Origin of the sequence: Algibacter sp., from assembly GCF_029245835.1 — a bacterium.
Classification (GTDB): domain Bacteria; phylum Bacteroidota; class Bacteroidia; order Flavobacteriales; family Flavobacteriaceae; genus Algibacter_B.
In genome coordinates, this window is record NZ_JAQWOO010000080.1 from 46,607 (window position 1) to 71,909 (window position 25,303).

24 protein-coding genes are annotated in these 25,303 nt (G+C 32.8%); 11 read left to right on the plus strand and 13 right to left on the minus strand.

Features of this window, described 5'->3' with window-relative positions:
- Positions 1 to 226 precede the first annotated feature (226 nt).
- Entirely contained in the window at positions 227 to 673 is a 447-nt protein-coding gene (locus P8K68_RS12980) for a hypothetical protein (RefSeq protein WP_300251737.1), read from the plus strand.
- A gap of 130 nt (positions 674 to 803) precedes the next feature.
- On the opposite strand, the gene P8K68_RS12985 is transcribed toward P8K68_RS12980, so the two are convergent.
- Positions 804 to 2,210 carry a fasciclin domain-containing protein gene (locus P8K68_RS12985; protein ID WP_300251739.1) on the minus strand — a complete coding sequence of 469 codons (1,407 nt, stop codon included), beginning with the start codon at positions 2,208 to 2,210 and terminating at the stop codon, positions 804 to 806.
- A 179-nt stretch (positions 2,211 to 2,389) separates the two neighbouring features.
- Between P8K68_RS12985 and mnmA the strand changes: the two genes are divergently transcribed.
- The 7 genes from mnmA (at position 2,390) to P8K68_RS13020 (ending at position 10,180) form a co-directional block, all read left to right on the plus strand.
- Positions 2,390 to 3,577 (plus strand): tRNA 2-thiouridine(34) synthase MnmA, encoded by a 1,188-nt coding sequence (gene mnmA, locus P8K68_RS12990; protein WP_300251742.1) that lies wholly within the window; start codon positions 2,390 to 2,392, stop codon positions 3,575 to 3,577.
- Positions 3,578 to 3,602: 25 nt separating this feature from the next.
- Positions 3,603 to 5,228 (plus strand): S8 family serine peptidase, encoded by a 1,626-nt coding sequence (locus P8K68_RS12995; RefSeq protein ID WP_300251745.1) that lies wholly within the window; start codon positions 3,603 to 3,605, stop codon positions 5,226 to 5,228.
- On the plus strand, positions 5,228 to 6,169 hold the full coding sequence (locus P8K68_RS13000; RefSeq protein ID WP_300251748.1) for a nitronate monooxygenase: 942 nt from the start codon (positions 5,228 to 5,230) through the stop codon (positions 6,167 to 6,169). The genes P8K68_RS12995 and P8K68_RS13000 overlap by 1 nt, the downstream gene beginning before the upstream one ends.
- A 9-nt stretch (positions 6,170 to 6,178) precedes the next feature.
- The gene (locus tag P8K68_RS13005; RefSeq protein WP_300251751.1) at positions 6,179 to 7,861 is read left to right on the plus strand and encodes a sulfatase-like hydrolase/transferase; all 1,683 of its coding nucleotides are present in this window, start codon (positions 6,179 to 6,181) and stop codon (positions 7,859 to 7,861) included.
- Positions 7,862 to 7,970: 109 nt separating this feature from the next.
- Positions 7,971 to 9,347, plus strand: coding sequence for an MATE family efflux transporter (locus P8K68_RS13010; protein ID WP_300251754.1), 1,377 nt, complete (start codon positions 7,971 to 7,973; stop codon positions 9,345 to 9,347).
- Between the two features lie 10 nt (positions 9,348 to 9,357).
- On the plus strand, positions 9,358 to 9,585 hold the full coding sequence (locus P8K68_RS13015; RefSeq protein WP_300251757.1) for a hypothetical protein: 228 nt from the start codon (positions 9,358 to 9,360) through the stop codon (positions 9,583 to 9,585).
- Between the two features lie 22 nt (positions 9,586 to 9,607).
- Complete coding sequence (locus P8K68_RS13020; protein WP_300251760.1) at positions 9,608 to 10,180, plus strand: phosphatase PAP2 family protein; 573 nt, start codon at positions 9,608 to 9,610, stop codon at positions 10,178 to 10,180.
- Here P8K68_RS13020 and meaB read toward each other — a convergent pair.
- The 9 genes from meaB to P8K68_RS13065 all read right to left on the minus strand — a co-directional run bounded on the left by meaB (position 10,177) and on the right by P8K68_RS13065 (position 19,280).
- Entirely contained in the window at positions 10,177 to 11,253 is a 1,077-nt protein-coding gene (gene meaB, locus P8K68_RS13025) for a methylmalonyl Co-A mutase-associated GTPase MeaB (RefSeq protein WP_300251762.1), read from the minus strand. The two genes, P8K68_RS13020 and meaB, sit on opposite strands and share 4 nt — an antisense overlap.
- Positions 11,254 to 11,345: 92 nt before the next feature.
- Positions 11,346 to 11,900: a DUF2911 domain-containing protein gene (locus tag P8K68_RS13030; RefSeq protein ID WP_300251765.1), complete on the minus strand. Its 555-nt coding sequence runs from the start codon at positions 11,898 to 11,900 to the stop codon at positions 11,346 to 11,348.
- Positions 11,901 to 12,038: 138 nt separating this feature from the next.
- A complete protein-coding gene (gene miaA, locus P8K68_RS13035; RefSeq protein WP_300251799.1) occupies positions 12,039 to 12,965 on the minus strand; it encodes a tRNA (adenosine(37)-N6)-dimethylallyltransferase MiaA in 927 nt (308 codons plus the stop codon).
- Between the two features lie 23 nt (positions 12,966 to 12,988).
- Positions 12,989 to 13,828 (minus strand): ion transporter, encoded by an 840-nt coding sequence (locus tag P8K68_RS13040; protein ID WP_300251768.1) that lies wholly within the window; start codon positions 13,826 to 13,828, stop codon positions 12,989 to 12,991.
- A 21-nt stretch (positions 13,829 to 13,849) separates the two neighbouring features.
- Positions 13,850 to 15,229 carry an exonuclease domain-containing protein gene (locus tag P8K68_RS13045; protein WP_300251802.1) on the minus strand — a complete coding sequence of 460 codons (1,380 nt, stop codon included), beginning with the start codon at positions 15,227 to 15,229 and terminating at the stop codon, positions 13,850 to 13,852.
- A gap of 23 nt (positions 15,230 to 15,252) precedes the next feature.
- Positions 15,253 to 15,933, minus strand: a complete 681-nt coding sequence (locus P8K68_RS13050; RefSeq protein WP_300251771.1) for a YggS family pyridoxal phosphate-dependent enzyme — start codon at positions 15,931 to 15,933, stop codon at positions 15,253 to 15,255.
- A gap of 74 nt (positions 15,934 to 16,007) precedes the next feature.
- Positions 16,008 to 17,243, minus strand: a complete 1,236-nt coding sequence (locus P8K68_RS13055) for a DUF1015 domain-containing protein (RefSeq protein WP_300251773.1) — start codon at positions 17,241 to 17,243, stop codon at positions 16,008 to 16,010.
- 96 nt (positions 17,244 to 17,339) lie between these two features.
- Positions 17,340 to 18,230 carry a 3-hydroxybutyryl-CoA dehydrogenase gene (locus P8K68_RS13060; RefSeq protein WP_300251775.1) on the minus strand — a complete coding sequence of 297 codons (891 nt, stop codon included), beginning with the start codon at positions 18,228 to 18,230 and terminating at the stop codon, positions 17,340 to 17,342.
- A 90-nt stretch (positions 18,231 to 18,320) separates the two neighbouring features.
- On the minus strand, positions 18,321 to 19,280 hold the full coding sequence (locus tag P8K68_RS13065) for a Gfo/Idh/MocA family oxidoreductase (protein ID WP_300251778.1): 960 nt from the start codon (positions 19,278 to 19,280) through the stop codon (positions 18,321 to 18,323).
- 157 nt (positions 19,281 to 19,437) lie between these two features.
- On the opposite strand from P8K68_RS13065, the gene P8K68_RS13070 reads away from it, so the two are divergent.
- Entirely contained in the window at positions 19,438 to 20,079 is a 642-nt protein-coding gene (locus P8K68_RS13070; protein WP_300251781.1) for a protein-L-isoaspartate(D-aspartate) O-methyltransferase, read from the plus strand.
- A gap of 10 nt (positions 20,080 to 20,089) precedes the next feature.
- Here P8K68_RS13070 and P8K68_RS13075 read toward each other — a convergent pair whose 3' ends face one another.
- From P8K68_RS13075 to smpB, 3 genes are all read right to left on the minus strand, one after another.
- Positions 20,090 to 20,701 (minus strand): methyltransferase domain-containing protein, encoded by a 612-nt coding sequence (locus P8K68_RS13075; protein ID WP_300251783.1) that lies wholly within the window; start codon positions 20,699 to 20,701, stop codon positions 20,090 to 20,092.
- Positions 20,702 to 20,718: 17 nt separating this feature from the next.
- The gene (locus P8K68_RS13080) at positions 20,719 to 21,270 is read right to left on the minus strand and encodes a hypothetical protein (RefSeq protein WP_300251785.1); all 552 of its coding nucleotides are present in this window, start codon (positions 21,268 to 21,270) and stop codon (positions 20,719 to 20,721) included.
- A 67-nt stretch (positions 21,271 to 21,337) separates the two neighbouring features.
- Positions 21,338 to 21,796: an SsrA-binding protein SmpB gene (smpB, locus tag P8K68_RS13085; protein WP_300251789.1), complete on the minus strand. Its 459-nt coding sequence runs from the start codon at positions 21,794 to 21,796 to the stop codon at positions 21,338 to 21,340.
- Between the two features lie 110 nt (positions 21,797 to 21,906).
- Between smpB and P8K68_RS13090 the strand changes: the two genes are divergently transcribed.
- Both P8K68_RS13090 and lpdA read left to right on the plus strand, forming a co-directional pair.
- Positions 21,907 to 23,505, plus strand: a complete 1,599-nt coding sequence (locus tag P8K68_RS13090; RefSeq protein WP_300251792.1) for a S41 family peptidase — start codon at positions 21,907 to 21,909, stop codon at positions 23,503 to 23,505.
- A gap of 225 nt (positions 23,506 to 23,730) precedes the next feature.
- Complete coding sequence (gene lpdA / locus P8K68_RS13095; RefSeq protein ID WP_300251794.1) at positions 23,731 to 25,131, plus strand: dihydrolipoyl dehydrogenase; 1,401 nt, start codon at positions 23,731 to 23,733, stop codon at positions 25,129 to 25,131.
- The last annotated feature ends 172 nt before the right edge of the window (positions 25,132 to 25,303 follow it).

Here is a 25,303-nt window from a genome sequence, read left to right on the forward strand (position 1 = left end):
TAATGTCTTGCGGTTTCATTTTTGCCCAAAACATTAATCAATTCGATGCTAACGGAGAACGCCATGGAATTTGGAAAAAAAACTTTGAGGATACTAATATTATAAGGTATGAAGGACAGTTTTTTCATGGAAAAGAAATTGGGCTGTTTAAATTTTATAAGCATTATAAAATAAAGCCATTTTATCTGCTACGAAATTGTTTAATAAAAATAATAAAATAGCTGAGGTGATTTTTTTAGCATCTAACGGAAAAGTGATTAGTGAAGGGAATATGGATGGTAAAAAATACATTGGTACATGGAAGTATTACCAAAAAAACTCTGATAAGTTGCTAACCTTAGAACATTATAATGATAAAGGTGAATTAATAGGAGAGCGCTTGGTGTATTACCCAAACGGACAGATAGCTGAAAAGCAAAACTATATAAATGGAAAGCTAAATGGCGAATCGTTTTGGTTATCACAAAAAAATGTGACTCTTAAAACATATAGCTATGAAAATGGTGAGTTACATGGTGCCGCAAAATTCTATAATCCTAAAGGTGAGTTGTTATCTGAAGGCCAATATAAAAGAGGAAAGAAAGATGGAATTTGGAAGTACTATGCAAACAGTAAATTAGTTGAAGAAAAAGACTTTACGTATAAACCTAAATACATAAAAAAAACGCCTTAATTTCTTAAGGCGCTCTTTTTCATAGACAATATTTAGTGGGAATTACTAATGTTTGTCTACAATCAACAAACCAAACTAAATTTGTAAAATTATATTTATCTTTTTCATTAGTTAAATTTTATTGTTATTCTTATGGTAACAATACCTTGTCAATAACATGAATAACGCCATTAGTTGCATGAACATTAAGTAAATCAGTTATTAAATTAGCTGCTGGTGTATTTCCACCTCCATCTAATATAGTTAAACCACTTATAGTTACGCTTGTTCCATTCAACATGGGTACAGCACCATCAGCTACATCACTTGAGAATACAGCTACACTTGGTTCTACTGCATGGTGTAATAAAATAGGTTGTAACTGAGCAGGAGTCGCGGCATCAATAAATGCTTGATCTACTCCAGCGGCTAGAAAAGCTGCATCTGTAGGGGCAAATACTGTAATTGGACCATCAGCTTGTAAAGCGCTAATTAAATTTGCTTTTGTTAGTGCCGCTGCAAGTAGAGTAAACTGTGGGTTACTAGCCTGTGTAAAGTCAACAACAATATCAACTATATCCTGAGTTGGTGGAACTAAGGTTTTATCAATAACGTGAACGACACCGTTTGACGCCGTGATGTTAGCTGCTTCTAAAACAACTTGGGTTGTTCCATTTATACTAACACTACCCGCTCCTTCTTTATTCGTTAAATAAAAGCTTGAACCTTCTAATAAAGTTGGAATTGGGGCTGATGCTATAGTGGTAAAAGGTAAATCAGTAGAAAGAACAGTACCATTAACTACGTGATAAGCTAGAACTTCATTCACAACAGCTGCAACGTCTGCCAAATCTGTTATACCAGCAGCAGTAAAAGCATCGTTAGTTGGAGCAAACAAAGTTAATCCTTCGTCAGTTGGTCCGTTACCTAGTAAAAGTTCTAAAATGCTTGGGTCAGCAGCTTGAACAGCAGCTATTAAAGTTGAAAAATTCTTATTAAAATATGCAGGAGCAACAATGGTTCCTACAATAGGTAATATGGAAGGTGGAACCATAACACTATCAATGATGTGTACCACACCATTAGTCCCTATACCATCTATGGCCACTACTGTAGCATTTGCTATAGTCACACCATTAGTATCTGCTACAACATCTGCATCTTCTCCGCTTGCCATAGTGATTGTACCAGTCATTACTTGACTAGCCTCTAACGCCGCACCGGTAAATACATGATACTGTAAAACATTTTTTAAGACGTCTTCAGGGATATCATCTATTGAAGTTTGACCTAAAGCAACAAGTAAGTCATCGAATGCATCATTGTTAGGTGCAAAAACAGTAAAATTTCCACTGTTGCTTAACAAATCTACTAAATCAGGATATTTTGTTAAAGCAGAATACAAATCTGATAAGTCTTGCGTAGCAAAAGCAATATCTACAATACTTTCTGTTGGCACAAACTCAACGATGTCATTGTCATCATCACTGCATGATGTGAAAGCAACCGTTAGAAGTAGGATTGCCGTTAATTTTTTTAAATAATTTAATGTCTTCATAATATGTAAGGTTTTATTTTGTTTGACAAATACAGAAAAACATTAAACATAAAAGCAAATAATGTTTAATAATTTTAACAAAAATTTAAACAAAAATGTTTTTCATCGATTTTATTAGAAAATTTATGACTCTATAAATCTTAGTATATTATGTATCTTTGTAAACTAATTTTTTAGAAATGAAACGTGTAATTATTGGTCTTTCTGGTGGGGTAGATTCTAGCGTTGCTGCTTATTTATTAAAGAAGCAAGGTTATGAAGTTATTGGTTTGTTTATGAAAAACTGGCATGATGATTCGGTTACTATATCTAATGAATGCCCTTGGTTAGATGATAGTAATGATGCGATGCTAGTTGCTGAAAAATTAGGTATTCCATTTCAAACGGTTGATTTAAGTGAACAATATAAAGAACGTATAGTAGATTATATGTTCCATGAATATGAAAAAGGACGAACACCAAACCCTGATGTGCTTTGTAATAGAGAGATTAAGTTTGATGTTTTTATGAAAATAGCTTTAGAACTTGGAGCTGATTACGTGGCTACTGGTCATTATTGCAGAAAAGGAATTATTGAAAAGGATGGTAAGGAAATATATCAACTTTTAGCTGGAGTTGACAATAATAAAGATCAATCGTATTTTTTATGCCAGTTATCTCAAGAGCAATTATCCAAAGCATTGTTTCCAATTGGTGAATTAACAAAACCTGAAGTAAGAGAAATTGCTACAAAACTGGATTTAGTAACTGCAGAGAAGAAAGACTCACAAGGCTTATGTTTTATAGGTAAAGTGAAATTGCCAGATTTTCTTCAGCAACAGCTAAAACCTAAAGAAGGCCTTATTGTTGAAATTCCTAAAGAACAAGAGATATTCAATACAGTTAAAACTGAATTTAATACTGAAGAAGACAAACTAGCTTATTTATCTCGAAAAATTGAGTATCAAGTCGATTATGGTAAAATAGTAGGTAAGCATCAAGGTGCGCATTACTTTACTAAAGGTCAACGAAAAGGACTTGCTGTAGGCGGCACCGTAGAACCTTTATTTGTTATTGATACTGATGTTAAGGAGAATGTAATTTATACCGGACAAGGCAAAGAGCACCCAGGATTATACAAAAAAGTATTATTTGTGCGTCATGAAGAATTGCATTGGGTTCGAGAAGATTTAGCTTTAAAAGTTGATGAGACGATGCAAGTAAAAGCTAGAATTCGTTACCGTCAAACATTAGAAAGTGCTGTATTGCATAAAGTAGATTCTGGAATGTATGTTGAGTTTAAAAACCTACAATCTGCAATTACTGAAGGACAGTTTGTAGCTTGGTATATAAAAGATGAGCTTATAGGTTCCGGAGTAATTTCATAACTTAGCATTACCAAATCGTAATGTTATGAAAAAAACAATACTATTATTTTCCGTTTTTACATGCTTCTATTTTAGTTTATTTGCTCAAGTTGAAGATGCTTGGATTTATCTAGCAGATAAACAAAATGTAACGGCCTCTATAAATAACCCCATTAGTATACTTACTCAAAAAGCTATTGATAGAAAAAATGCACATGGTGTAGCCATTGATGCTCGTGATGTTCCTGTTAATGAAACCTATATCTCACAAATTAAAAATGCTACAGGCGTTACTGTTTTAGCAAAATCGAAATGGTTTAATACAGTGCATGTAAGAGGCCTTCAAGCAGATATTCAGGCATTAACAAGTTTAGGTTTTGTAAATACTATTGATTTTGCTGATAAAAGTTTAAACACCAAGAGCATTATTAAAAGCGGTAAACAAAAAAAACAATCCAAATTAGAAAGCACATTTACAACATTTAATTACGGAGATGCTTCTAATCAAATAGAGATGTTTAATGGTGATAAGTTACATCTTGCTGATTATACAGGAACTGGAATGACTATAGCTGTTTTAGATTCAGGGTTCCCTAATGTGGATATCATGACGTCGTTTGCAAGATTGCGAGATGCAGGAAATTTATTAGGAAGCTATGATTTTGTAAATCGAGATGTTGATGTTTATAACAATACAACAAGTAGTCATGGTACTTTGGTTTTAAGTGATATGGCTGGTTTTATTGATGATGAATTTGTTGGTAGCGCACCAGATGCGTCTTATTATTTATTTATTACTGAAGATGCACCTAATGAGAATCCTGTTGAAGAAAGTTATTGGGTTGAAGCCGCAGAACGTGCCGATAGTTTAGGTGTAGATGTGATTAATACATCTTTAGGGTATACCACATACGATAATCCAAAATACAGTTATACACAAGCTGATATGGATGGAAATACCACCTTTATTACTAAAGGTGCAAATATTGCTTTTGAAAAAGGCCTTTTATTAATAACCTCTGCTGGGAATTCTGGAAATAATTCTTGGGGAATTGTTGGTGCTCCCGCTGATGCATCAGGTGTATTAACTATTGGTGCAGTGGATTTGAATGGGACTTATGCCGCTTTTAGTTCTAGAGGAAATACCACTCAGCCTAATCAAAAACCAGATGTTGTGGCTCAAGGACAAGCGAGTTACGTTATTGGTACTAATGATGTTGTTAGAACATTAAATGGTACATCGTTTAGTTCTCCAATCTTAGCTGGTGGTATTACATGCTTATGGCAAGCTTTTCCTAATAAAACAAATGCAGAAATAATGCAATTAGTTAGAGAATCTGCTTCACAATTCAATACACCAGATTACTTTTTAGGGTATGGTATACCTAATCTTGAATTGGCTTTAAATGAAACTTTGTTTGTTAAATCTCGAACTAATAGTAACATTCATATATACCCTAATCCCGTAAAAGATAATTTATATTTAGAATTACCTCAAGTAGAAACTATAGGAACATTGGAACTTTACGATATGCTTGGGAAAGAAATTAAAAGCTATAACGTTTCGCGTAATATGAATAGATTAGATTTTAGCTCCATACAAAAAGGGATTTATATTGTTAAATTAGATTTTGATACTATATCAAGAACATTTAAACTTATTAAACAATAATGTCTAATAGAATTACTGAGCTTTTCAAAATTAAATATCCTATTGTTCAAGCAGGAATGATTTGGAATAGTGGTTGGCGATTAGCTTCAGCTTCAAGTAACTCTGGTATATTAGGGCTAATTGGAGCAGGCTCTATGTATCCTGAAGTTTTACGTGAGCATATTCAAAAATGTACAAAAGCTACAGATAAACCATTTGGAGTTAATGTACCTATGCTATATCCAAACATTCAGGAGATTATGGATATTATAGAAGAAGAAGGTGTTAAAATCGTTTTCACTTCTGCTGGAAACCCTAAAACATGGACCTCTTGGTTAAAAGAACGCGGTATTACAGTTGTACATGTTGTGAGTAGTGTAAAGTTTGCTTTAAAAGCCCAAGAAGCAGGTGTTGATGCTATTGTTGCTGAAGGTTTTGAAGCTGGTGGCCATAATGGACGTGATGAAACAACCACACTTACGCTTATTCCTATGGTGAAGGAGCACATACAAATTCCTTTAATCGCCGCAGGGGGTATTGCCACAGGTAAAGCGATGTTAGCAACTATGATTTTAGGAGCTGATGGTGTTCAAATTGGAAGCAGGTTTGTTGCAAGCGAAGAAAGTTCTGCTCATGAAGCATTTAAAAAGGTTGTTGTTGATGCTAAAGAAGGGGATACCCAATTAACATTGAAAGAATTAGCTCCGGTAAGATTAATTAAGAATAAATTTTATAACGATATTCAAGCACTTTATAAAATAGCGCCAACACCAGAACAATTAAAAAGCCTATTAGGTAGGGCGCGTTCAAAAAAAGGCATGTTTGAAGGCGATTTAGATGAAGGCGAATTAGAAATTGGTCAAATTTCAGGATTAATACACGATATTAAATCTGTGAGACAAATTGTTGAAGACATCATATTAGAATTTGAAGAAGCTAAAAAGCATATTAATAATTTATAAGTAAAAATTATGAAGAATTTATGGGGGTATATTTTGTTAGCAGCCTTTCTTTGCGGATGTGCAAATCAAAATCAAAATATAAAAAAAACAAATGTATTATTTATAATGATGGATGATTTGGGTTATGGGCAATTTGGTATTTATAATGATACCATTTCTACATCAGATTTTGACCCCTATTTTGTGAGTTTGGTAGATAGCTTACAAGGTTATTCTCTAGAAAAATCACTTGAATTTTCTAAAATTGCTATTCCAAATTTAACAACACTGGCTAAAGAGGGTATTATTTTTAATAAGGCTTTTACTTCTAGCAATATTTGTGCGCCTTCCAGAATGGGTATAGCAACAGGGATGATTCAAAATAAATTTGGAGTTTACACCAATACTGATTGTGAAAAGCAAGGTTTAGAGACTGGAACTCATCTAGCAGAGATCTTGAAGAAGCAGAACTATAAAACAGCTCATATTGGAAAATGGCATATAGGTAAACGCGATAAACAAATTATTAATAATATTTTAAGTGAAGCGAATATTGATGAACAAACCAGTTATAATAATTTAAAAAAATCACACCCCGAAGTCTTTAAAAAAATTACTAAGACTGGTTATATTGGTTCGGTAGTAAATGAACAGCACCCATTGAATAATGGTTTTGATTACTATTATGGGTACAATCATTGGTCATCAGATTTTTACAATGCAAAAAACGTTTGGGAAGATTTTAAATATACAGGTAATCAACCCAATTATAATACAGATGTCTTTACAACAAAAGCCATAAACGCCATGAAGGGGGCCATAAAAAACAAGGATCCTTTTTATGTACAATTACATTATCATGCGGTTCATGATTCTTTAGAGCCTAAGGCTCCAGAAAAGTATTTTAAAAAATTTAATGCGGATTCTTATGATTTGAATAATTTCTACGCACATATAAATGCCGTTGATGAAAATGTGCAACGTATTATGGATTATTTAAAATCAGAGGGGCAATATGAAAATACGATTGTCATTTTTACTTCAGATAACGGAGCTATGGCTGGTGGTTCTTATGATGGGCATAAAACAGGGTCGCCATTACCAGGAAATACACCCTTTTCAGGGCATAAAGGTAACTTTTACCAAGGCGGTTTTAGAGTTCCCATGTTTGTTAGTTGGCCAGGTCATATAAACCAACCGAGAGTTTCAGATTTATTGGTTTCTACAATGGATATATTGCCAACCGCTATTGATGCATCTGGTTGCCAGCTCCCAAAGCAAATTGATGGCAAAAGTTTATTGCCTATTCTTGAAAATAAACCGAAACAAAAGGGGCACGATTATTTAATTTGGTCGGGAATACAATCTTATAAATGGGGCTATTTAATCAATAAATCAACTAAAACACATTCAAATGAATCCGGATTTGCTCCACCTGCTTGGGTAGTGATAAAGGATGATTATTTATTGCGCTTTACAGGAACTTTAGAAAAGGGAATTTATAAAGACCATATGGAAGGTCGAACCCCTATTATTGAGTTGTTCAATATAAAAAATGACCCTGCAGAGAACAATAATTTAGTCAAAAAATATCCCGAAAAAGTTAAAGAACTGTCTCAATTATATTTTAATGAATCTGAGAATTTTCCACCACCTGCAGATTGGAAAAAATCTAAATGGGAAGAATTGAGAAGTAAGGATTTGTTTCAATAATACTATCAAATAATCATTCAGAGTAGTAATCCTTTTTAAAATAGTATATTTTTTAATTTCGGTTATTTAAAAATGCTTAAATAAAAGGTGTAAGAGTTACTTTTGCCAAATGCAATTACAAAACTACACTAAAGAGTTTAATTACAATTGGCAACTGGCAGCACCAGTCATGTTAGGCATGTTGGGGCATACCTTTGTGAGTTTTGTTGATAATATTATGGTTGGGCAGTTAGGTACTGCAGAACTTGCTGCTGTATCTTTAGGTAATAGTTTTATGTTTATTGCTATGTCTTTAGGGATAGGCTTTTCTACTGCCATTACGCCATTAATTGCTGAAGCAGATGCTGAGCAAGATTTTGTTAAGGGTAAATCATCATTTAAAAATGGTTTGTTTTTATGTACTGTTTTGGGTGTTTTGCTTTTTTTACTAGTCTTTTTTGCAAAACCATTGATGTATTTGATGAAACAACCTATTGAGGTTGTAGAGCTGGCTATTCCTTATTTAGATTTAGTAGCTTTTTCACTTATTCCATTAATTATTTTTCAAGGATTTAAGCAGTTTAGTGATGGTTTATCCATGACACGTTACCCAATGTATGCCACACTTTTAGGTAATATAATAAATATCATTTTAAACTATTTACTCATATTTGGCAAGTTTGGTTTTCCAGAATTAGGTATAGTTGGTGCAGCTTATGGCACACTGGCCTCAAGAATTATTATGGTTTGGTATTTATGGTTTTTGTTAAAAGGAAAAGAAAAATCAAAAGCGTTTGTTACACATATCAAGTTTTTTGTATTGGATACGTTGATGATAAAAAAAATCATCAATTTGGGAGCGCCTAGTGCTATGCAAATGTTTTTTGAAGTTGCTATTTTTACAGCAGCTATTTGGCTTAGTGGTTTGTTGGGTAAAAATCCGCAAGCTGCAAACCAAATTGCTCTAAATTTAAGCTCAATGACTTTTATGGTGGCTATGGGTTTAAGTGTTGCCGCTATGGTTCGTGTTGGGAATCAAAAGGGACTGAAAGCGTATTTTGAATTACGCAGAATAGCATTCTCTTTATTTTTAATGAGTACTTTATTAGCTGTTTGTTTCGCCTTACTGTTCTTTATTTTTCATGATTATTTGCCAAGAATATATGTGGATTATAATGATGCCGAAAACTTAGTTGATAATATGGAAGTGGTTAGTATCGCCTCAAAATTATTAATAGCTGCAGCTATTTTTCAAATAAGTGATAGTATTCAAGTTCTTGTTTTAGGCGCTTTACGTGGTTTACAAGATGTTAAAATACCAACCATTATTACTTTTATATCCTATTGGTTGGTTGGTTTTCCTATAAGTTGGTTCCTTGGTAAGGAAGATACGTATGGTAGTTTTGGTATTTGGCTTGGGTTACTAGCAGGTTTAACTACAGCTGCAATTTTATTGTATATAAGGTTTAACTATTTAACTAAAAGGTTAATTTTGTCGAATAAATAAAACTTAAAAAATGAGTCTCCCAAAATTTATACTCGGTGATAACACCGAATTCCCGAATGCTATTTATGTTGTTCATACCGAATTCCCTAGGTTTATAATAAATCTGGAAAATGATGAGGTAGAGTGGTTCGAAGATTTTGATGCTGAAGACCAAAAAGAACTTGAAGCTGAAACTGAAAATGCTATAGCAGAAGCTACGGCTTTTTATGATAGTGAAGTTGATAAATACGATGAATAGAGTCTAAATATAATTCGAATAAATGATTGAGCAACTTTTAGAATATGATACCCAACTATTCTTGTATTTAAATGGATTAGGTTCTACAACTTGGGATGATTTATGGTTGGGAATTACCAATAAATTTATTTTTGGTTCTATTTTGGGGATATTATTGCTTTATTTATTTTATAAGAAGTTTGGACTAAAAGGAATGCTCCTTTTAATTTTAGTTATGGCTTTGATGATTACGTTTACGGATCAAATTACAAATGTGTTTAAAAGAGGTTTTGCTAGACCAAGACCATGCGGAGCAGATGATATTGCTGATAGAGTACGTTTTATTGCCGTACGATGCGGCAAATATGGTTTCTTTTCTGGACATTCATCAAACTCTATGGCTGTGGCCATTTTTGGAGGTTTATTATTGAAACCTTATTTTAAGAGGTTAATATATGTTTTGATTTTAGTAAGTATAATAGTTGCTTACAGCAGAATATATTTAGGCGTTCATTATCCATTAGATATAGTCTGTGGAATGACTTTTGGAGTTTTTTCTGGATTTATGTTTTATAAACTGGCTCAGTATGTATTAAAACGATTTCTGAAGGTTTAATTGTTTAGTTTTAATAAATAATCGGCAGCCGCAAAGGGGGTAGTTTTATTGTTTTCAATAAGTTGAAGTTGATTTACTAGTGCTTTTTTAATTTTTGGAGTGTTGAAAAAATCAGATTTTAACTGGTCTTCAATGGTTTGAATGAGCCAAAACTTGTTTTGTTCGTTTCGCTTTTTATTGAAAAAATCATTTTTTGATGTGGTTTCAATATATTCTAAAATAATATCCCAAATGGCATCAATACCTTCATTTTTCAAAGCACTGCACGTGGTGACTTTAGGTTGCCAATTTGATGATTTTTCTGGGTAGAGGTGAAGCGCTCTATTGAATTCTACTTTGGCAAGTTTTGCTTTTTTTAAATTGTCGCCATCAGCTTTATTAATAGCAATAGTATCAGCCATTTCAATAATGCCTCGTTTGATGCCTTGTAATTCGTCCCCAGCACCAGCTAACTTCAGAAGTAAAAAGAAATCGACCATACTGTGGACGGTAGTTTCACTTTGTCCAACGCCAACGGTCTCGATAATAATAACATCAAAACCTGCAGCTTCGCATAAAATAATAGTTTCTCTGGTTTTTCTAGCAACACCACCAAGAGATGCTCCAGAGGCAGAAGGACGAATAAATGCATTTTCATTTTTCACCAAGTCTTCCATTCGGGTTTTATCCCCTAAAATACTCCCTTTAGTTATTGTGCTACTAGGATCTATAGCTAAAACTGCTATACGTTTTCCAATTGTGGTAAGGTGTTTTCCGAAAGCTTCTATAAATGTGCTTTTACCAACCCCAGGAACTCCAGTGATTCCAATCCGTATAGAATTATTGGCATGCGGTAAACAATGGTTTAATATGGATTTGGCTTGTGCTTTATGTTTTGGGTTTTTACTTTCTATTATAGTAATAGCTCTACTTAAAGCGGTGATGTCTTTTTTTAATAAGGCTTTAACTAAAGTGTTAATATCAATAGCTGCTTTACGTTTTTCTTTTATGGATTTAATAGAGGACGCATTGGTAACTTCCGAAATAGAAACGCCTTCTTTTTTCTTTAATGCAGATTTACTTTTTTTTGCCATATTTCGTTCCGATTTTTATCAGGAAATACACAAATGTTTGTCTAATTTACGATTTTAATATTAGGCTACAAACTGAATACTGATACTGTAACTTATTTAAGAGGTACAGCAACTTTTACATCATCCCAGGCCATGGTTAAAAATAGGTTGTCTGTAGAATTATCAAAAGCTATCGTAAACTGTTCTACAGGGTTTTCTAATCTTTGTACAGGGACTTCAATATTTAAAGCATCGTAATTAGGATCCCACATAGGTTGCATTTCGGCATTTACGCCCCATGAATATTGCTTTGAGTTGAAAATAACATTCCATGTAGAATCTTTAGGAACGGTCCAAAGTGTATATTTTCCTGCTTCTAAAGGCAACCCTTTTACAAGTAAAGGTTTATTGGTTTCGAAGGTTGTTGCTTCGTTTGCTCCGGTTCGCCATACTTGGTTATAAGGGACTAGGGCTCCAAAAATTTCCCGTGCTTTTCTATAAGGTCTGTTATAAAATACTTCGAGTTTTAAATCGTTTAATTTAAATTCTACGGTGTCTTTAGGGCTTAATCGTTTTGCAAAAAGGTTTTCTACAAAAGTGGAATATAAAAATAGCCCTAGTGCTACAATGGATAATAAAATTATTACGCGTTTTAAAAAGGTGTTCATATATAGCAATTTAATAAGGCTTAAAGATAATTTAAATGGTATAACTAGTAAAGCTCTAACGTTAATTTATTTAGCTTTGTTGTGGAAGTAAGGTTACGCCCAAATATTTTCTTAAAACATCTTCATTCACCATACGTCTTAGCTATTTATATACGACTTAAGTTGACTTATTATAAGCGCTGTTGAAGTATTATAATCAAACCATAATGTATCTTTATTTCTTTTAAACCAAGTGAGTTGCCGTTTTGCAAAGCGTCTGGTGTTCTTTTTTATTTCCGAAAAGGCAAAGTCCAAATCCCATTCACCATTTAGATATTTAAATAGTTCTTTATAGCCAACGGTGTTTAGAGCGTTCAAATTTTGGTAGTCTGATAACTGTTTTACTTCATTTAATAAACCTTCTTTTATCATGATATCTACACGCTGGTTTATGCGGTTGTATATCATGTCTCTGTGGGCAGTTAAACCTATTGTTACTGTTTTGAAGTTCCGTTTTTCTTTTCCTTTATTTAAGAACGAGGAATAAGGTTTACTTGAGCCAATACAAATTTCTAATGCACGAATAACACGATGTGGGTTATCTATAGCCATAGCATTATAAGAAATTGGGTCTAAGGTTTTTAGTTGATTTTGAAGCGATTCTAGTCCTTTAATCTTTAATTCGTTATTTAATGTTTCGCGAATGTTTGAATCTACTTCGGGGAAATCATCTAAACCTTTGGTTACAGCATCTACGTATAAGCCAGAACCTCCAACCATAATGACGGTGTTGTGTGTTTTAAAAAGTGTTTCTAAACAGCGTAATGCATCTTTCTCGAAAGCGCCAACACTGTAATTATCTTGAATGGATTTATGTTGAATAAAATGGTGTTTTGCACTTGCTAACTCTTCTGAGGTGGGGGCAGCGGTACCAATTTGCATTTCTTTAAAAAACTGACGCGAATCTGCCGAAATAATTTCGGTTTTAAAGTGTTGTGCTAGCTTTATACTTAGTGCTGTTTTACCTATGGCTGTTGGGCCAACTATGGAAATGAGGTATTTGGTGGGAGAATTGATGTTTTTAATTCTTAAATTGTTAGGGCGTTTATTTAAAGTTTATGCCCGCATTTATGGCAAAATTCGGCACCATCTAGATGTTTTTCTGATAAACAATTAACGCATGATATCGAATTTAAATGAAGCTTTGGTTTTTCGTCTGTCTTAGGTTTGTCTTGATTAGCGTATTCTGCTGATACTATTCCTGTTGGTACAGCAATAATTCCATAACCTAAAATCATAACTAACGAGGCTATAAATTGACCTAAAGGTGTTTGGGGAGCAATATCACCAAAGCCAACCGTTGTGAGTGTTACAATACACCAATATACGCTTTTTGGAATGTTTGTAAAACCATTTTCTTCGCCTTCTATAAGGTACATGATCGTTCCTAAAATGATAGCTACAATTAAAACGGCAAATAGAAACACAGATATTTTGGCTCTACTAGCTTTTAATGCATTAACTAAGTTATTAGAAGCGCCAAGGTAGCGAGCGAGTTTTAAAATTCTAAAAACCCTCAATAAACGCAGTGCTCTTAATGCTGCCAAAGCATGTATGCCACCAAAAATTAATGAAATGTATTTGGGTATGGTAGACAATAAATCTATAATTCCGTAAAAACTAAAGATGTATTTATAGGGTTGTTTTACTGTAATGATTCTTGCTATGTACTCTAAGGTAAACAGAATAGTAATAATCCATTCTGAGATGTTAAGTAGATTATGAAAATTTTTATCAATGCTATTAACACTTTCAAGCATAACAAGTAATATGCTTCCCAAAATTGTGATTAAAAGTACAACATCAAAAAGTTTACCTGCAGGGGTGTCTGCTTCATATATAATATCATGAAGTTTTTTTCTCCAGTTTAGATTTGATGGTTCACTCATTTCTTCAAAAGTAAGAAAAGATTAGTTACTTTTTTGGTTTTCTAATTCTACAATTTTTAAACGCTTATTTCTGCGAAGATAATTTTGAATAATATGCTGAGTATCTCTATTATTTTGCATGGGTGTTATAATAGATTCTAAAACCTCAAGATTATTTATTTGATAGTTTAAATTGAAAAAACCAATGCCTTTAAAAACACCATTTTCAATTAATATGGCACTGCGTTCATCAACTTCTCGTCCTCTGTCAACAATAACCATATTTTTGTTGGAGTAGCTATTTTTTTCAATGAGTGCTTCTACACGTTTATTATAGGATTCTGGTGATTCTTTTTGGATACAAGCACCTTCGCAGTTTTTAATATCGTAGTTAAAGCAGTTTGTTTTAGTTTTATATATGCCAGCTAATTTTTGACATAAGTTATAATCTTCAACGACTTTCGTGATAAAGCTCTTTCCACTTTGACGATTGCTAAATGTAGTGATGGGTTTTTTTCGACCATCAGCTACATCAATTTTTAAATTTAAATAGCCATTTTCATCTTTAAATACATATAAAGCATGTGTAAAGATTGAGCGTCTTAATGCCCTGTTATATATAGGTTTAACTTTTTTTATTTCTTCACTTTCTTTTAAAAGTGCAACTAATTCGCTTCCAGTAGCTTCATAAGTTACAGCAGTAACTTTAGATTGTATTTTTTTTGATTTTTGATTGGTATTAGTAAAATGTTGATTCAAGCGTTTCTTGATATTGTTACTTTTACCAATATAAATAATTTCACCATCAGCTTTATGAATGTAATATACACCAGTTATTGAAGGTAATTCTGCAATGATGTCAATGTGTCTGGGCTCTAATTGATATTTAGGATTTAAACGTACTGAGTTTTGAATAATCTGCTTTGTTGTGTCTTTATCCAAGAGCATTTTAAAGAGTTTAACCGTTGCTAAAGCATCACCAGAAGCGCGATGTCTATCTGTAACAGGAATACCTAAAGAGCGCACCAATTTACCTAGACTGTATGAAGGTTGATCTGGAATTAAACCTTTAGCAAGCTCTACGGTACATAGCGATTTGCGTTCGTACTCAAAACCTAAACGCCTAAACTCAGTACCTAAAATACGATAATCAAATTGTGCGTTATGCGCTACTAAAATGCAGTTTTCTGTAATTTCAACAATGCGTTTTGCTACCTCATAGAACTTTGGTGCATTACGAAGCATGTTGCTGTTAATCCCTGTTAGGTTAACTACAAAAGGTTGAATGTCGCGTTCTGGATTTACAAGGCTTATAAATTGATCTACAACTTCATGACCATCATATTTATAAATAGCAATTTCTGTTATGCCTTCTTCATTATATTTGCCACCAGTAGTTTCTATGTCTAAAATTGCGTAAATAGTATGCTAAGTTTTAATTGTTATTAATTTGATTTATTTGAATAATTTCTTAAACCAAAGATACTACTTCCTACTCTAATCATAGTACTCCCACATTCAATAGCTAATGGATAATCACCACTCATGCCCATGGAAATAGTTTGCAGCTTGCAGTTGTCAATCTGTAAAGCTTTTAATGCATTAAATATAAATTTTAAGCGGTTGAATTCATTTTTTATTTGACTTTCATCATCTGTGAAAGTTGCCATACCCATGACACCTGTAATTCTAATATTTTTTAATTCTAAAACTTTTGTGGATTGTAGGATTTCTGATGCATCTTCAAACGACATTCCAAATTTAGAATCTTCTGAAGCTATTTTAATTTGAAATAAGCAGTCAATAATTCTATTATGTTTTTTTGCTTGTTTGTTTATTTCTTGCAGTAATTTAAAATTATCAACACCATGAATTAAGCTCACAAAGTCAGCCATATATTTAACTTTGTTTCTTTGAACGTGGCCTATCATATGCCATTCAATATCTTTCGGCATGTCCCCAAATTTATTAGCCATTTCTTGGATTTTGTTTTCTCCAAAAATACGCTGACCTGCATGGTAGGCTTCCATTAAATCACTAACAGGTTTTGTTTTAGAAACCGCTACTAAGGTAACATGTTCTGGGATGGAAGATTTTATGTTTTTTAAGTTTTCTTTTATGCTCATTGTTATTTATTAAGTTGTTTGTTGTTAAGTTGATTCGACAAAACGATAAACAACTCAACGAATAAACATTTCTTTTAAAATTCATAAATGGTTACACCACTTCTCAATTTAGGCTCTATAAATGTGCTTTTAGGTGGCATAGTTAAACCTGCATTGGCAATTGCTTTTATTTCTTCTATGGTTATAGGAACTAGTCCAAAACCCACAGCATATTCACCGTTATCTATTTTACTTTTTATAGTCACTAAATCGTTTTTTCCATGAGAATAATAAATTCGTGTATCGTTACGTAAATCTGAAATTCCTAAGATAGGTTCTAAAACCGTTTTGTATAATATCTGGGTATCTAAGGCTGAAGGATTATCCAAACTGTAATTATGCTTTCTTAAATATAGCGAGTAAAATTCGCCATCAAGATACATACTAAAATGATGTTTTCTTGTTGGTTCATATAATTCTGATCCTCTGTTTTCAATACGGAAAATAGCATCTAATTTTATTAAAAATGAATGTTTTGATAAGCCATTCAAGTCTTTTACTAGTCGATTGAATTCGTTAATTTTTAATTCTGACTCTGGAATTAAGTAACTCATAAAAAAGTTATAAGGTTCATCTCCAGTATGCGAATCGTTTTTAGATTTTAATTGTTCTGAAAGTAAGTATGATGAAGCAGAACGATGGTGACCATCGGCAATGTAAATACTGTTCATCCCCTCAAATTCTTTTTCAATTTGCCTTATAGAGGATGCATCATTAACAAGCCATAGATAATGGGTGTCTCTAAAATGTGTAGTAAATTCAAATTCAGCGCGTTTCTTTTGAGTTTCAGAAATAATATTAGCAATAATCTTGTTATCTGGATAGGTAAGAAGCACAGGTTCTGCGTTAAAACCAACCGTTTTTAAATAGTCTTTAAATAAATTTTCCCGATACTCAATAGTGTCTTCATGCTTTTTAATGATATCTTGTTTATAATCTTCTGAGCTTGCTGCAGCTATAATGCCAGAAAAGATATTACCAACTCTATTTACAATTTTATATATGTAAAAGTTTGGTGTTTTATCTTTAATAAAAATACCATCTTCTTTAAATTCTAGATACCTGTTTTTCACTAAAGCATATCGTTCTTTACCACTAATATTTTTATGATACCTATAGCCTGGGTTTACAATATGTAAGAAAGAATATGGTTTATAATCTAAACGTGCTTGCAATTCATCTTGCGTGTAACTTTGGTACGAACGCGAAGCAACTAAACCCACTTTATCTCGTGTTGGTCTTACTGCTTTAAATGGGATTATTTTTGCCATAATATCGTACTTGTCTTTACGACGTAGTAATCTGCTTGTTTAAATAAGATTTATAAATCAAACTAAAAAGTGTAATTTGCATAGACGAATAATAGGTTACTTTAAAAATTGTTTAGAAATTTTTTCTGCTTTTTTACTTTCAGAATAATCATAAAAACCTGCTCCAGATTTTACACCTAATTTTCCTGCTCTAACCATATTTACTAATAATGGGCATGGCGCATATTTAGGGTTTTTAAAACCATCATACATTACATTTAATATTGATAAACATACATCTAGTCCAATAAAATCCGCAAGTTGAAGTGGTCCCATTGGGTGTGCCATACCTAACTTCATTACGGTGTCAATTTCTGCAACACCTGCAACGCCATTATATAAGGTTTCAACAGACTCGTTAATCATTGGCATTAAAATACGGTTTGCTACAAATCCCGGATAGTCATTTACTTCAACAGGGGCTTTGCCTAATGTTTTAGAAAGTTCCATAATGGTATGGGTTACTTTATCGCTTGTATTGTATCCTCTAATAATTTCAACCAATTTCATGATTGGAACAGGATTCATAAAATGCATACCAATAACACGTTCTGGTTTTGAAGTTACAGCTGCAATTTGAGTAATAGAAATAGAAGAGGTATTGGTTGCTAAAATAACCGATTCTGAACAAGCCTCATCCAGTTCTTTAAATATTTTAAGTTTTAAATCTAGATTTTCAGTTGCAGCCTCAATTACTAAACTTGCACAATCAACACCTTCTTTAATAGTAGTAAAAAGTGTAATGTTATTTAGAGTATCTGCTTTTTGTTGCTCGGTAATCTTTTCTTTAGATACCATTCTATCTAAATTGGTAGTAATAGTTTGGATACCTTTATCTAAAGCGCTTTTGTTTACATCAATTAATTGCACCTTAAAACCGCTTTGGGCAAATGTGTGAGCAATACCATTGCCCATTGTTCCGGCACCAATAACTGCAATGTTTTTCATCTGTTTATGTTTAATTTTTTTATCGGTCAGATGTACCATTTCATATTTTCGTTTTAGAATGAGTCTAAATTTCAGTTATGAATGTTTCATCTAAAAGCAATTTATTATTTGAGTGGCAACGCGTAAGGCTTCAGTGCCATCATATAAGGTTACAACTGGTGTTGTGTTGTTATTTATGGCATCTGCAAATGTTTCTAATTCATCTAGAATAGAATTATTATCGGGAACAGATGGGTTGTCAAAATAAATTTGTTTTTTAACCCCTTCAGCATTTTGTAAAATCATATCGAAATCTCCTGGATTTTCTGGAGCATCTTTCATTTTTACAACTTCACATTTTTTAGTTAGGAAGTCTACAGAGATATAGGCATCTTTTTGAAAAAAACGTGCTTTACGCATTTTTTTAAGTGAAATTCTACTAGCCGTTAAGTTTGCTACGCAGCCGTTTTCAAATTCTAATCTAGCATTAGCAATATCAGGCGTGTCACTTATTACTGAGACCCCACTTGCAGAAACACTTTTTACTTTAGATTTTACGATACTTAAAATAATATCAATGTCATGAATCATTAAATCTAATACCACAGGTACATCGGTTCCTCTAGGATTAAATTCTGCCAAACGGTGCGTTTCAATAAACATGGGCGAATTAATCTCATCTTTTACAGCGATGTATGCAGGATTAAAACGTTCTACATGTCCTACTTGTCCACGTAAATTATGTTCTGCTAAAAGTACTCTAATATGTTCTGCTTCTTCAACCGTATTTGTTATTGGTTTTTCAATAAAAATATGCTTCCCTTTGGCAATGGCTTGTTTTGCACAATCATAATGCGAAAGTGTAGGTGTTACAATATCAACCACATCAACAGCATCAATTAGTGCTTCAATAGAGTTGAAAAATTTATATCCAAATTCAGCCTCTACTTTTTTCCCGTTTTCTTCATTGGCATCATAGAAACCAACAAGGTTGTATTTTTCAGATTGTTTGAGCAGTCTTAAATGAATTTTCCCTAAGTGACCAGCACCGAGTACACCAACTTTCAGCATAATTTTTACGTTTTCAACAAAAATAAGATATTTAAAATTTGAAGTTAAGTAATTAATCTAAAATTTTAGGTTTAAATTAATGAAAAATAAAATCTGAATAAATAGTTTTAAGCTTGAAAATCTTTGCCTTATTTTAGCAATCCAAACGCCACCAAAATTGAAAGACACTTTTAAGCACCAAGGATTAAGACAAAAACTTGTTAATATTTTAAAAAACAAAGGTATAACTGATGCTAATGTTTTAAAAGCCATAGGTAACATTCCAAGGCATTTATTTATGGATTCTGGTTTTTTAGACCATGCGTATCAAGATAAAGCGTTTCCTATTGGCGCAGACCAAACCATATCTCAACCTTACACAGTTGCTTTTCAATCTGAATTATTACAAATAAAAAAAGGCGATAAAATTTTAGAAATAGGAACAGGTAGCGGTTATCAAACTGCTGTTTTATGTGAGTTAGGAGCTAAGGTTTTTAGTATTGAACGCCAAAACGAGTTATTTAAAAAAACCAGTAAGTTTTTACCAAAACTGGGGTATCGCCCTAAAAAACTCATTTTTGGTGATGGGTATATTGGTTTAGAAGACGAAGCGCCTTTTGATGGTATTATTGTAACTGCCGGAGCGCCTTTTGTTCCTAAACCTTTATTGAGTCAATTGAAAATAGGAGGCAGACTTGTAATTCCTGTTGGAGATGATGTGCAAGTGATGACCATGTTTACCCGAAAAGGTCAAAAAGAATTTGATCAAGAAGAATTTGGTGAGTTTAAGTTTGTACCTTTGTTAGAGGATAAAAATTGAGACTTATTTATTAATTTTTTATAAAAATGCCAAATAATTCGTTGGACTCTCTAGATTCAATAGAATTATAGGAAGTTTCTAAACATTTAGTTTTAAAATAAGGTTCAAAATAATTTAAATACTCTGCTTTAGAGCCTCCAAAAGGTCTTTTTTCCATATCGTCTGTAAGAGGGAAATCGAACCATAGCCCTACAAGTTTTCCTTGATTATTCAGCAAATCATACATTTTAGAAGCATAACCTTCACGATTAGGTTTAGTAGGCGGGAAAGAGCAGAAAAAGGTTTGTTCTAAAATTAAATCGTATGTTTTTTTATGAATGAAAAAATCACCGTGAATGACTTGATTTTTGGGGAATTCTGGAACTCTTTTTTTAAAGTATTCAAGTGGTTCCTCAGAAATATCTAAAACAAAAACATTATTAAACCCTTTGTTAAAAAGATATTCTGCTTCATAAGCATTACCAGCTCCAGGAATTAAGATTTTTAAGTCTTTGTTTGCTAATTGGTCTATATATGTTTTTAGAGGTGTAGAAGGTTCTCCAATATTCCATCCGGTTTGGTGTTCTAAATAGCGTTGTGTCCAAAATTGCTCTTCCTTTTTTGAAGTTTCTTGATTATGCATGTTTTGTGTTGAAGTTTTTAGGGCAAGTATTTTGTTGGAATTGAATGGGCTTCACTCTCTTGTGCCCAATAAATATTAATCACCCACCAACGTTCGCCATCATTTAGTAATTGAATACTATTAATGCCTCGCATAAAAGGTTTATCATCAGCTTCGCTATTAAACGATTCATAAGTACTAAATACTTGTGTAATGTTTCCAAAAGTATCAACTTTTCGGTATATTTCTTTTTCAAAAAAACCGTTTTCAACGAGCCATTTTCCTGAGCTTTCAATATAGTTATCGGGACTCATATACCGGACTCTGTAATTTTCAGCTTTATCAAATCCTGAAGGAATTAATTTGGCGTCAGGTTTAAAAAGGTATTTAAATTGTGCCCAATTTCTTTTTTCTCCTTTTTCACCAGAAATAACTGTGTATAAGGTTTTAATGGTGCTATCTAAAGTTAAAACAGAAGTACTATCAATTATAAATTCAATAGTCTCCTTCTTATCTTTTTTTGATTCTTTTTGTGCATTAATATTTAAAGACAGCATGCTAACCAATAGAAATGCAAATAGTTTTTTCATGATGTAATTTTTAAAATGTTGAAAACAGATTATACCAATAATTTAAAGTGTATTTAACGGGATAAAATTATTTATAAATTTTCTTGATTCTATCAAGATCGCGTTTATTGTCTCTATCTTTTATTGTTTCACGCTTATCGAATAATTTCTTACCCTTAGCCAATGCAATATTTAGTTTTGCATAGCCTTTATCATTAATGAATAAATTTAAAGGAATAATGGTTAATCCAGTATTCTGAACTTCTTTATTTAATTTTTTAAGTTCTTTTTTATTTAAAAGTAACTTTCTGGTAGCTTTAGGTTTATGGTTGTAATAATTCCCAAAAGCATATTCTTGGATAGTCATATTTACTACAAAAAGTTCTCCACCTTCACTAAACTCACAAAAACTTTCAGTAATAGAGGCTTTTCCACTTCTTATAGATTTAATTTCAGTTCCAGTTAGCACAATACCAGCCGTATACTTATCTAAAATTTCATATTGAAAGCGTGCTTTCTTGTTTTGTATGTTTATGTTTTTTTGCATGAAGCACAAAACTACATAAATTATTGTGAGAATTTCATTTGAATGTATTCAAAAGTTAAAGAAACATTAATCCGTTTTTAGATTGGACAATTACTGTTATTTTAGCTTATATGAAAAAACTTCTTTTATCATTTACTTTATTTATTGTACTAGTATCCTGCAGAAGCGTAGAAAAGCATAACATACAAATTACAAAGTTGCATGATGTTGAAGAATTACATAATGATATTGATAAGTTGTATGAACAACTAAAACGTCATCATCCAAGATTATATCAATATACATCAAAAGAAGTTTTAGATTTTAAATTCGATAGTTTAAAGAAATCTATTAAAAACCCTCTCGACTCCAGAACATTTTTTAAACGCCTTGCGCCAGTTGTAACCCATGTAAAACAAGGTCATGTTTCAGTAAGTTCGGTTAGCAAATGGTTTACTAAAAAAGAGCGTAAACAACTAAAAAAGCAGAAGTTTGAATTTTATGATTTAGATTTTAGTTATTTAGAGGGCAAACTTTGGGTAAAAGATTATAACGGAAAAGATTCTACTTTAGTAGGAAATGAAATAGTGAATATTAATGGAGAATCAGCCTCAGAGTTAGCTGAAACCTTCAAAACTCGTTTTGCATCAGATGGATTTAATAAAACACTTCATAATAGGTTTGTTTCTAAGGGGTTTTCTGTGTTTTATTATAAAGATAAAGGCTATGTTGATAGTTTGAATGTGACGTTTAAATCTAAAGATTCGTTGTTTTCAAAAATGTTTAGGCGCATTGCTAAAGATGAAAAGAAAGCTAAAACTAAAAAGGCGTTAGATACCGCTTTCGCTGAAAAAGTAAAAGCTAAAAAATTTACTAATGCAGAAAAGAAAGCAAAGCGACTAGCCAAAAGAAAACAAAATAAAGATAACAAAAAGTATGGCTATTTAGGAAAAGAAAATAGATACACGCGTAATTTTAGTTTTAAAGGAAAAGATAGCACCGTTGCTTATATGAAGTTACGAAGTTTTACAAATGGCAATTACAAGAAATTTTATAAAGAGAGTTTTGCTAAAATAGATTCGGCTAAAACCAAACATGTAGTTATAGATTTAAGAGATAATGGTGGCGGTCGAATTTCAGAAATAGATTATTTATACTCTTATTTAACAGAAAAAGACTATCAGTTTATCACCAAAAGCGAAGTTAGAAGTAGAACACCATTTTTAAAATCAGCTATGAGTAATACCACGCCAAATAGCCTAAAGGTTGCAAGTGCATTGTTAGTTCCAATAGTCGCTATATATAACCTGTTTAAAACAAGAAAAAAAGATGGTAAAATTTTCTATACATTTAATAAGCACACTAAAGTTAAGGCACCAAATTCGTTAAACTACAAAGGTAAATTGTATGTGCTTATTAATGGGAGTTCTTTTTCTGCATCTGCGCTATTGTCCACACATTTAAAGGCTACTGGACGCGCCACTTTTGTAGGTGAAGAAACGGGTGGTGCCTATAATGGAACCGTTGCAGGAATTTATAAATTATATCAATTGCCAACATCTAAACTTAAAATAAGGATGGGCTTAATGCAAATTGAAGCGCCACAAAAGCAAGTTCCTGATGGTTTTGGTATTATGCCCGATGTTGAAATTTTACCAAATTTGAAAGATTGTCAGTCAAATATTGACACCGAATTGGAATGGGTTTTAAATAATATTAATCAAAAATAGAATTTTGGCGTTCCCCAAGGGTCGGGCTTTCAGCAGTCGCTCTCTACGAGGAGCTTCAACAATTGCTTCAATCCCTAACGCAACCCATCCGCAAACCCATTTTATATAACGCGTCTTTAATACTATTTTATTTCAAACATTTCTATTCAAAAAGGAGTAAAAATCCCATAAAACATTCGTATTTTTGGTTTTCGATTTTTAAATATAAATTTTCAAAATTATTATATGAATTCATACGATGTAGCCATTATTGGTTCTGGTCCTGGAGGATATGTTGCAGCTATCCGTTGCGCTCAATTAGGCATGAAAACAGCCATTATAGAAAAATACGCAACATTAGGGGGCACTTGTTTAAATGTAGGGTGTATTCCAAGTAAAGCACTTTTAGATTCATCACACCATTATGACGATGCCGTTAAGCATTTTGAAACACATGGTATAGAAATCCCAGGAGAAGTAAAAGTGAATTTAGAAAAGATGATTGCTCGTAAGCAGGCCGTTGTTGATCAAACTACAGGTGGCATCGATTTCTTAATGAAGAAGAATAATATTGATGTGTATCAAGGCTTAGGAAGTTTTAAAGATGCGACGCATATTACTATTAAAGGAGAAGAAACTACTGAAATTGAAGCAAAAAACACCATTATTGCAACAGGTAGTAAACCTTCTAATCTACCATTCATAAATATTGATAAAGAGCGTATTATAACATCTACGGAGGCTTTAAAACTTAAAGAAATTCCAAAACACATGATTGTTATTGGTGGTGGTGTTATTGGTTTAGAACTAGGACAAGTTTACAGACGTTTGGGTGCAGAAGTTACTGTTATTGAATATATGGACAGAATTATTCCAACTATGGATGCTGGTTTATCTAAAGAATTGAATAAGGTTTTCAAGAAAGCGAAGTTTAAAATACAGGTCTCCCACAAAGTAAAATCTGTAGAGCGCAAAGGTGATGAAGTTATTGTGAAAGCAGATAACAAAAAAGGGGAAGAAGTAGAATTTAAAGGCGATTATTGTTTAGTATCAGTTGGTCGTCGTCCATATACCGATGGTTTAAATGCTGAAGGCGCAGGCGTGAAGTTAGATGATAGAGGTAGAGTAGAAGTAAATGCACATTTACAAACTTCGGCATCCAATATTTATGCCATTGGCGATGTTGTAAAAGGTGCCATGTTGGCTCATAAAGCTGAAGAAGAAGGGGTTTTTGTTGCAGAAACTATTGCTGGACAAAAACCACATATTGACTATAACTTAATACCAGGTGTAGTTTATACATGGCCAGAAGTGGCAGCGGTTGGTAAAACAGAAGAAGCACTTAAAGAAGCTGGTGTGGCATACAAAACAGGATCTTTTCCAATGCGTGCTTTGGGTAGAAGTAGAGCGAGTATGGATATTGATGGTTTTGTTAAAATTCTAGCTGATAAAACTACAGATGAAATTTTAGGCGTGCACATGATTGGTGCTCGTGCAGCAGATTTAATAGCTGAGGCTGTTGTAGCAATGGAATTTCGTGCTTCTGCTGAAGATGTAGCGCGTATGTCTCATGCACATCCAACATATACAGAAGCTATCAAAGAAGCAGCATTAGCGGCTACAGAAGATAGAGCGTTACATATTTAAATCCCTCCTGCTTAGACAGGTATATGATAATAAAAAAGAGGCTGTCTAAAAAGGCAGTCTCTTTTTTATTGTTTTAGATTTTAAAAAAAGTATTGGTTTTCGTATCTTAAAGGTATGAAAAGCAACATCGTTTGGAAGACGAATAGTCAGTCTCAATTAAGTCTTCTCCCAC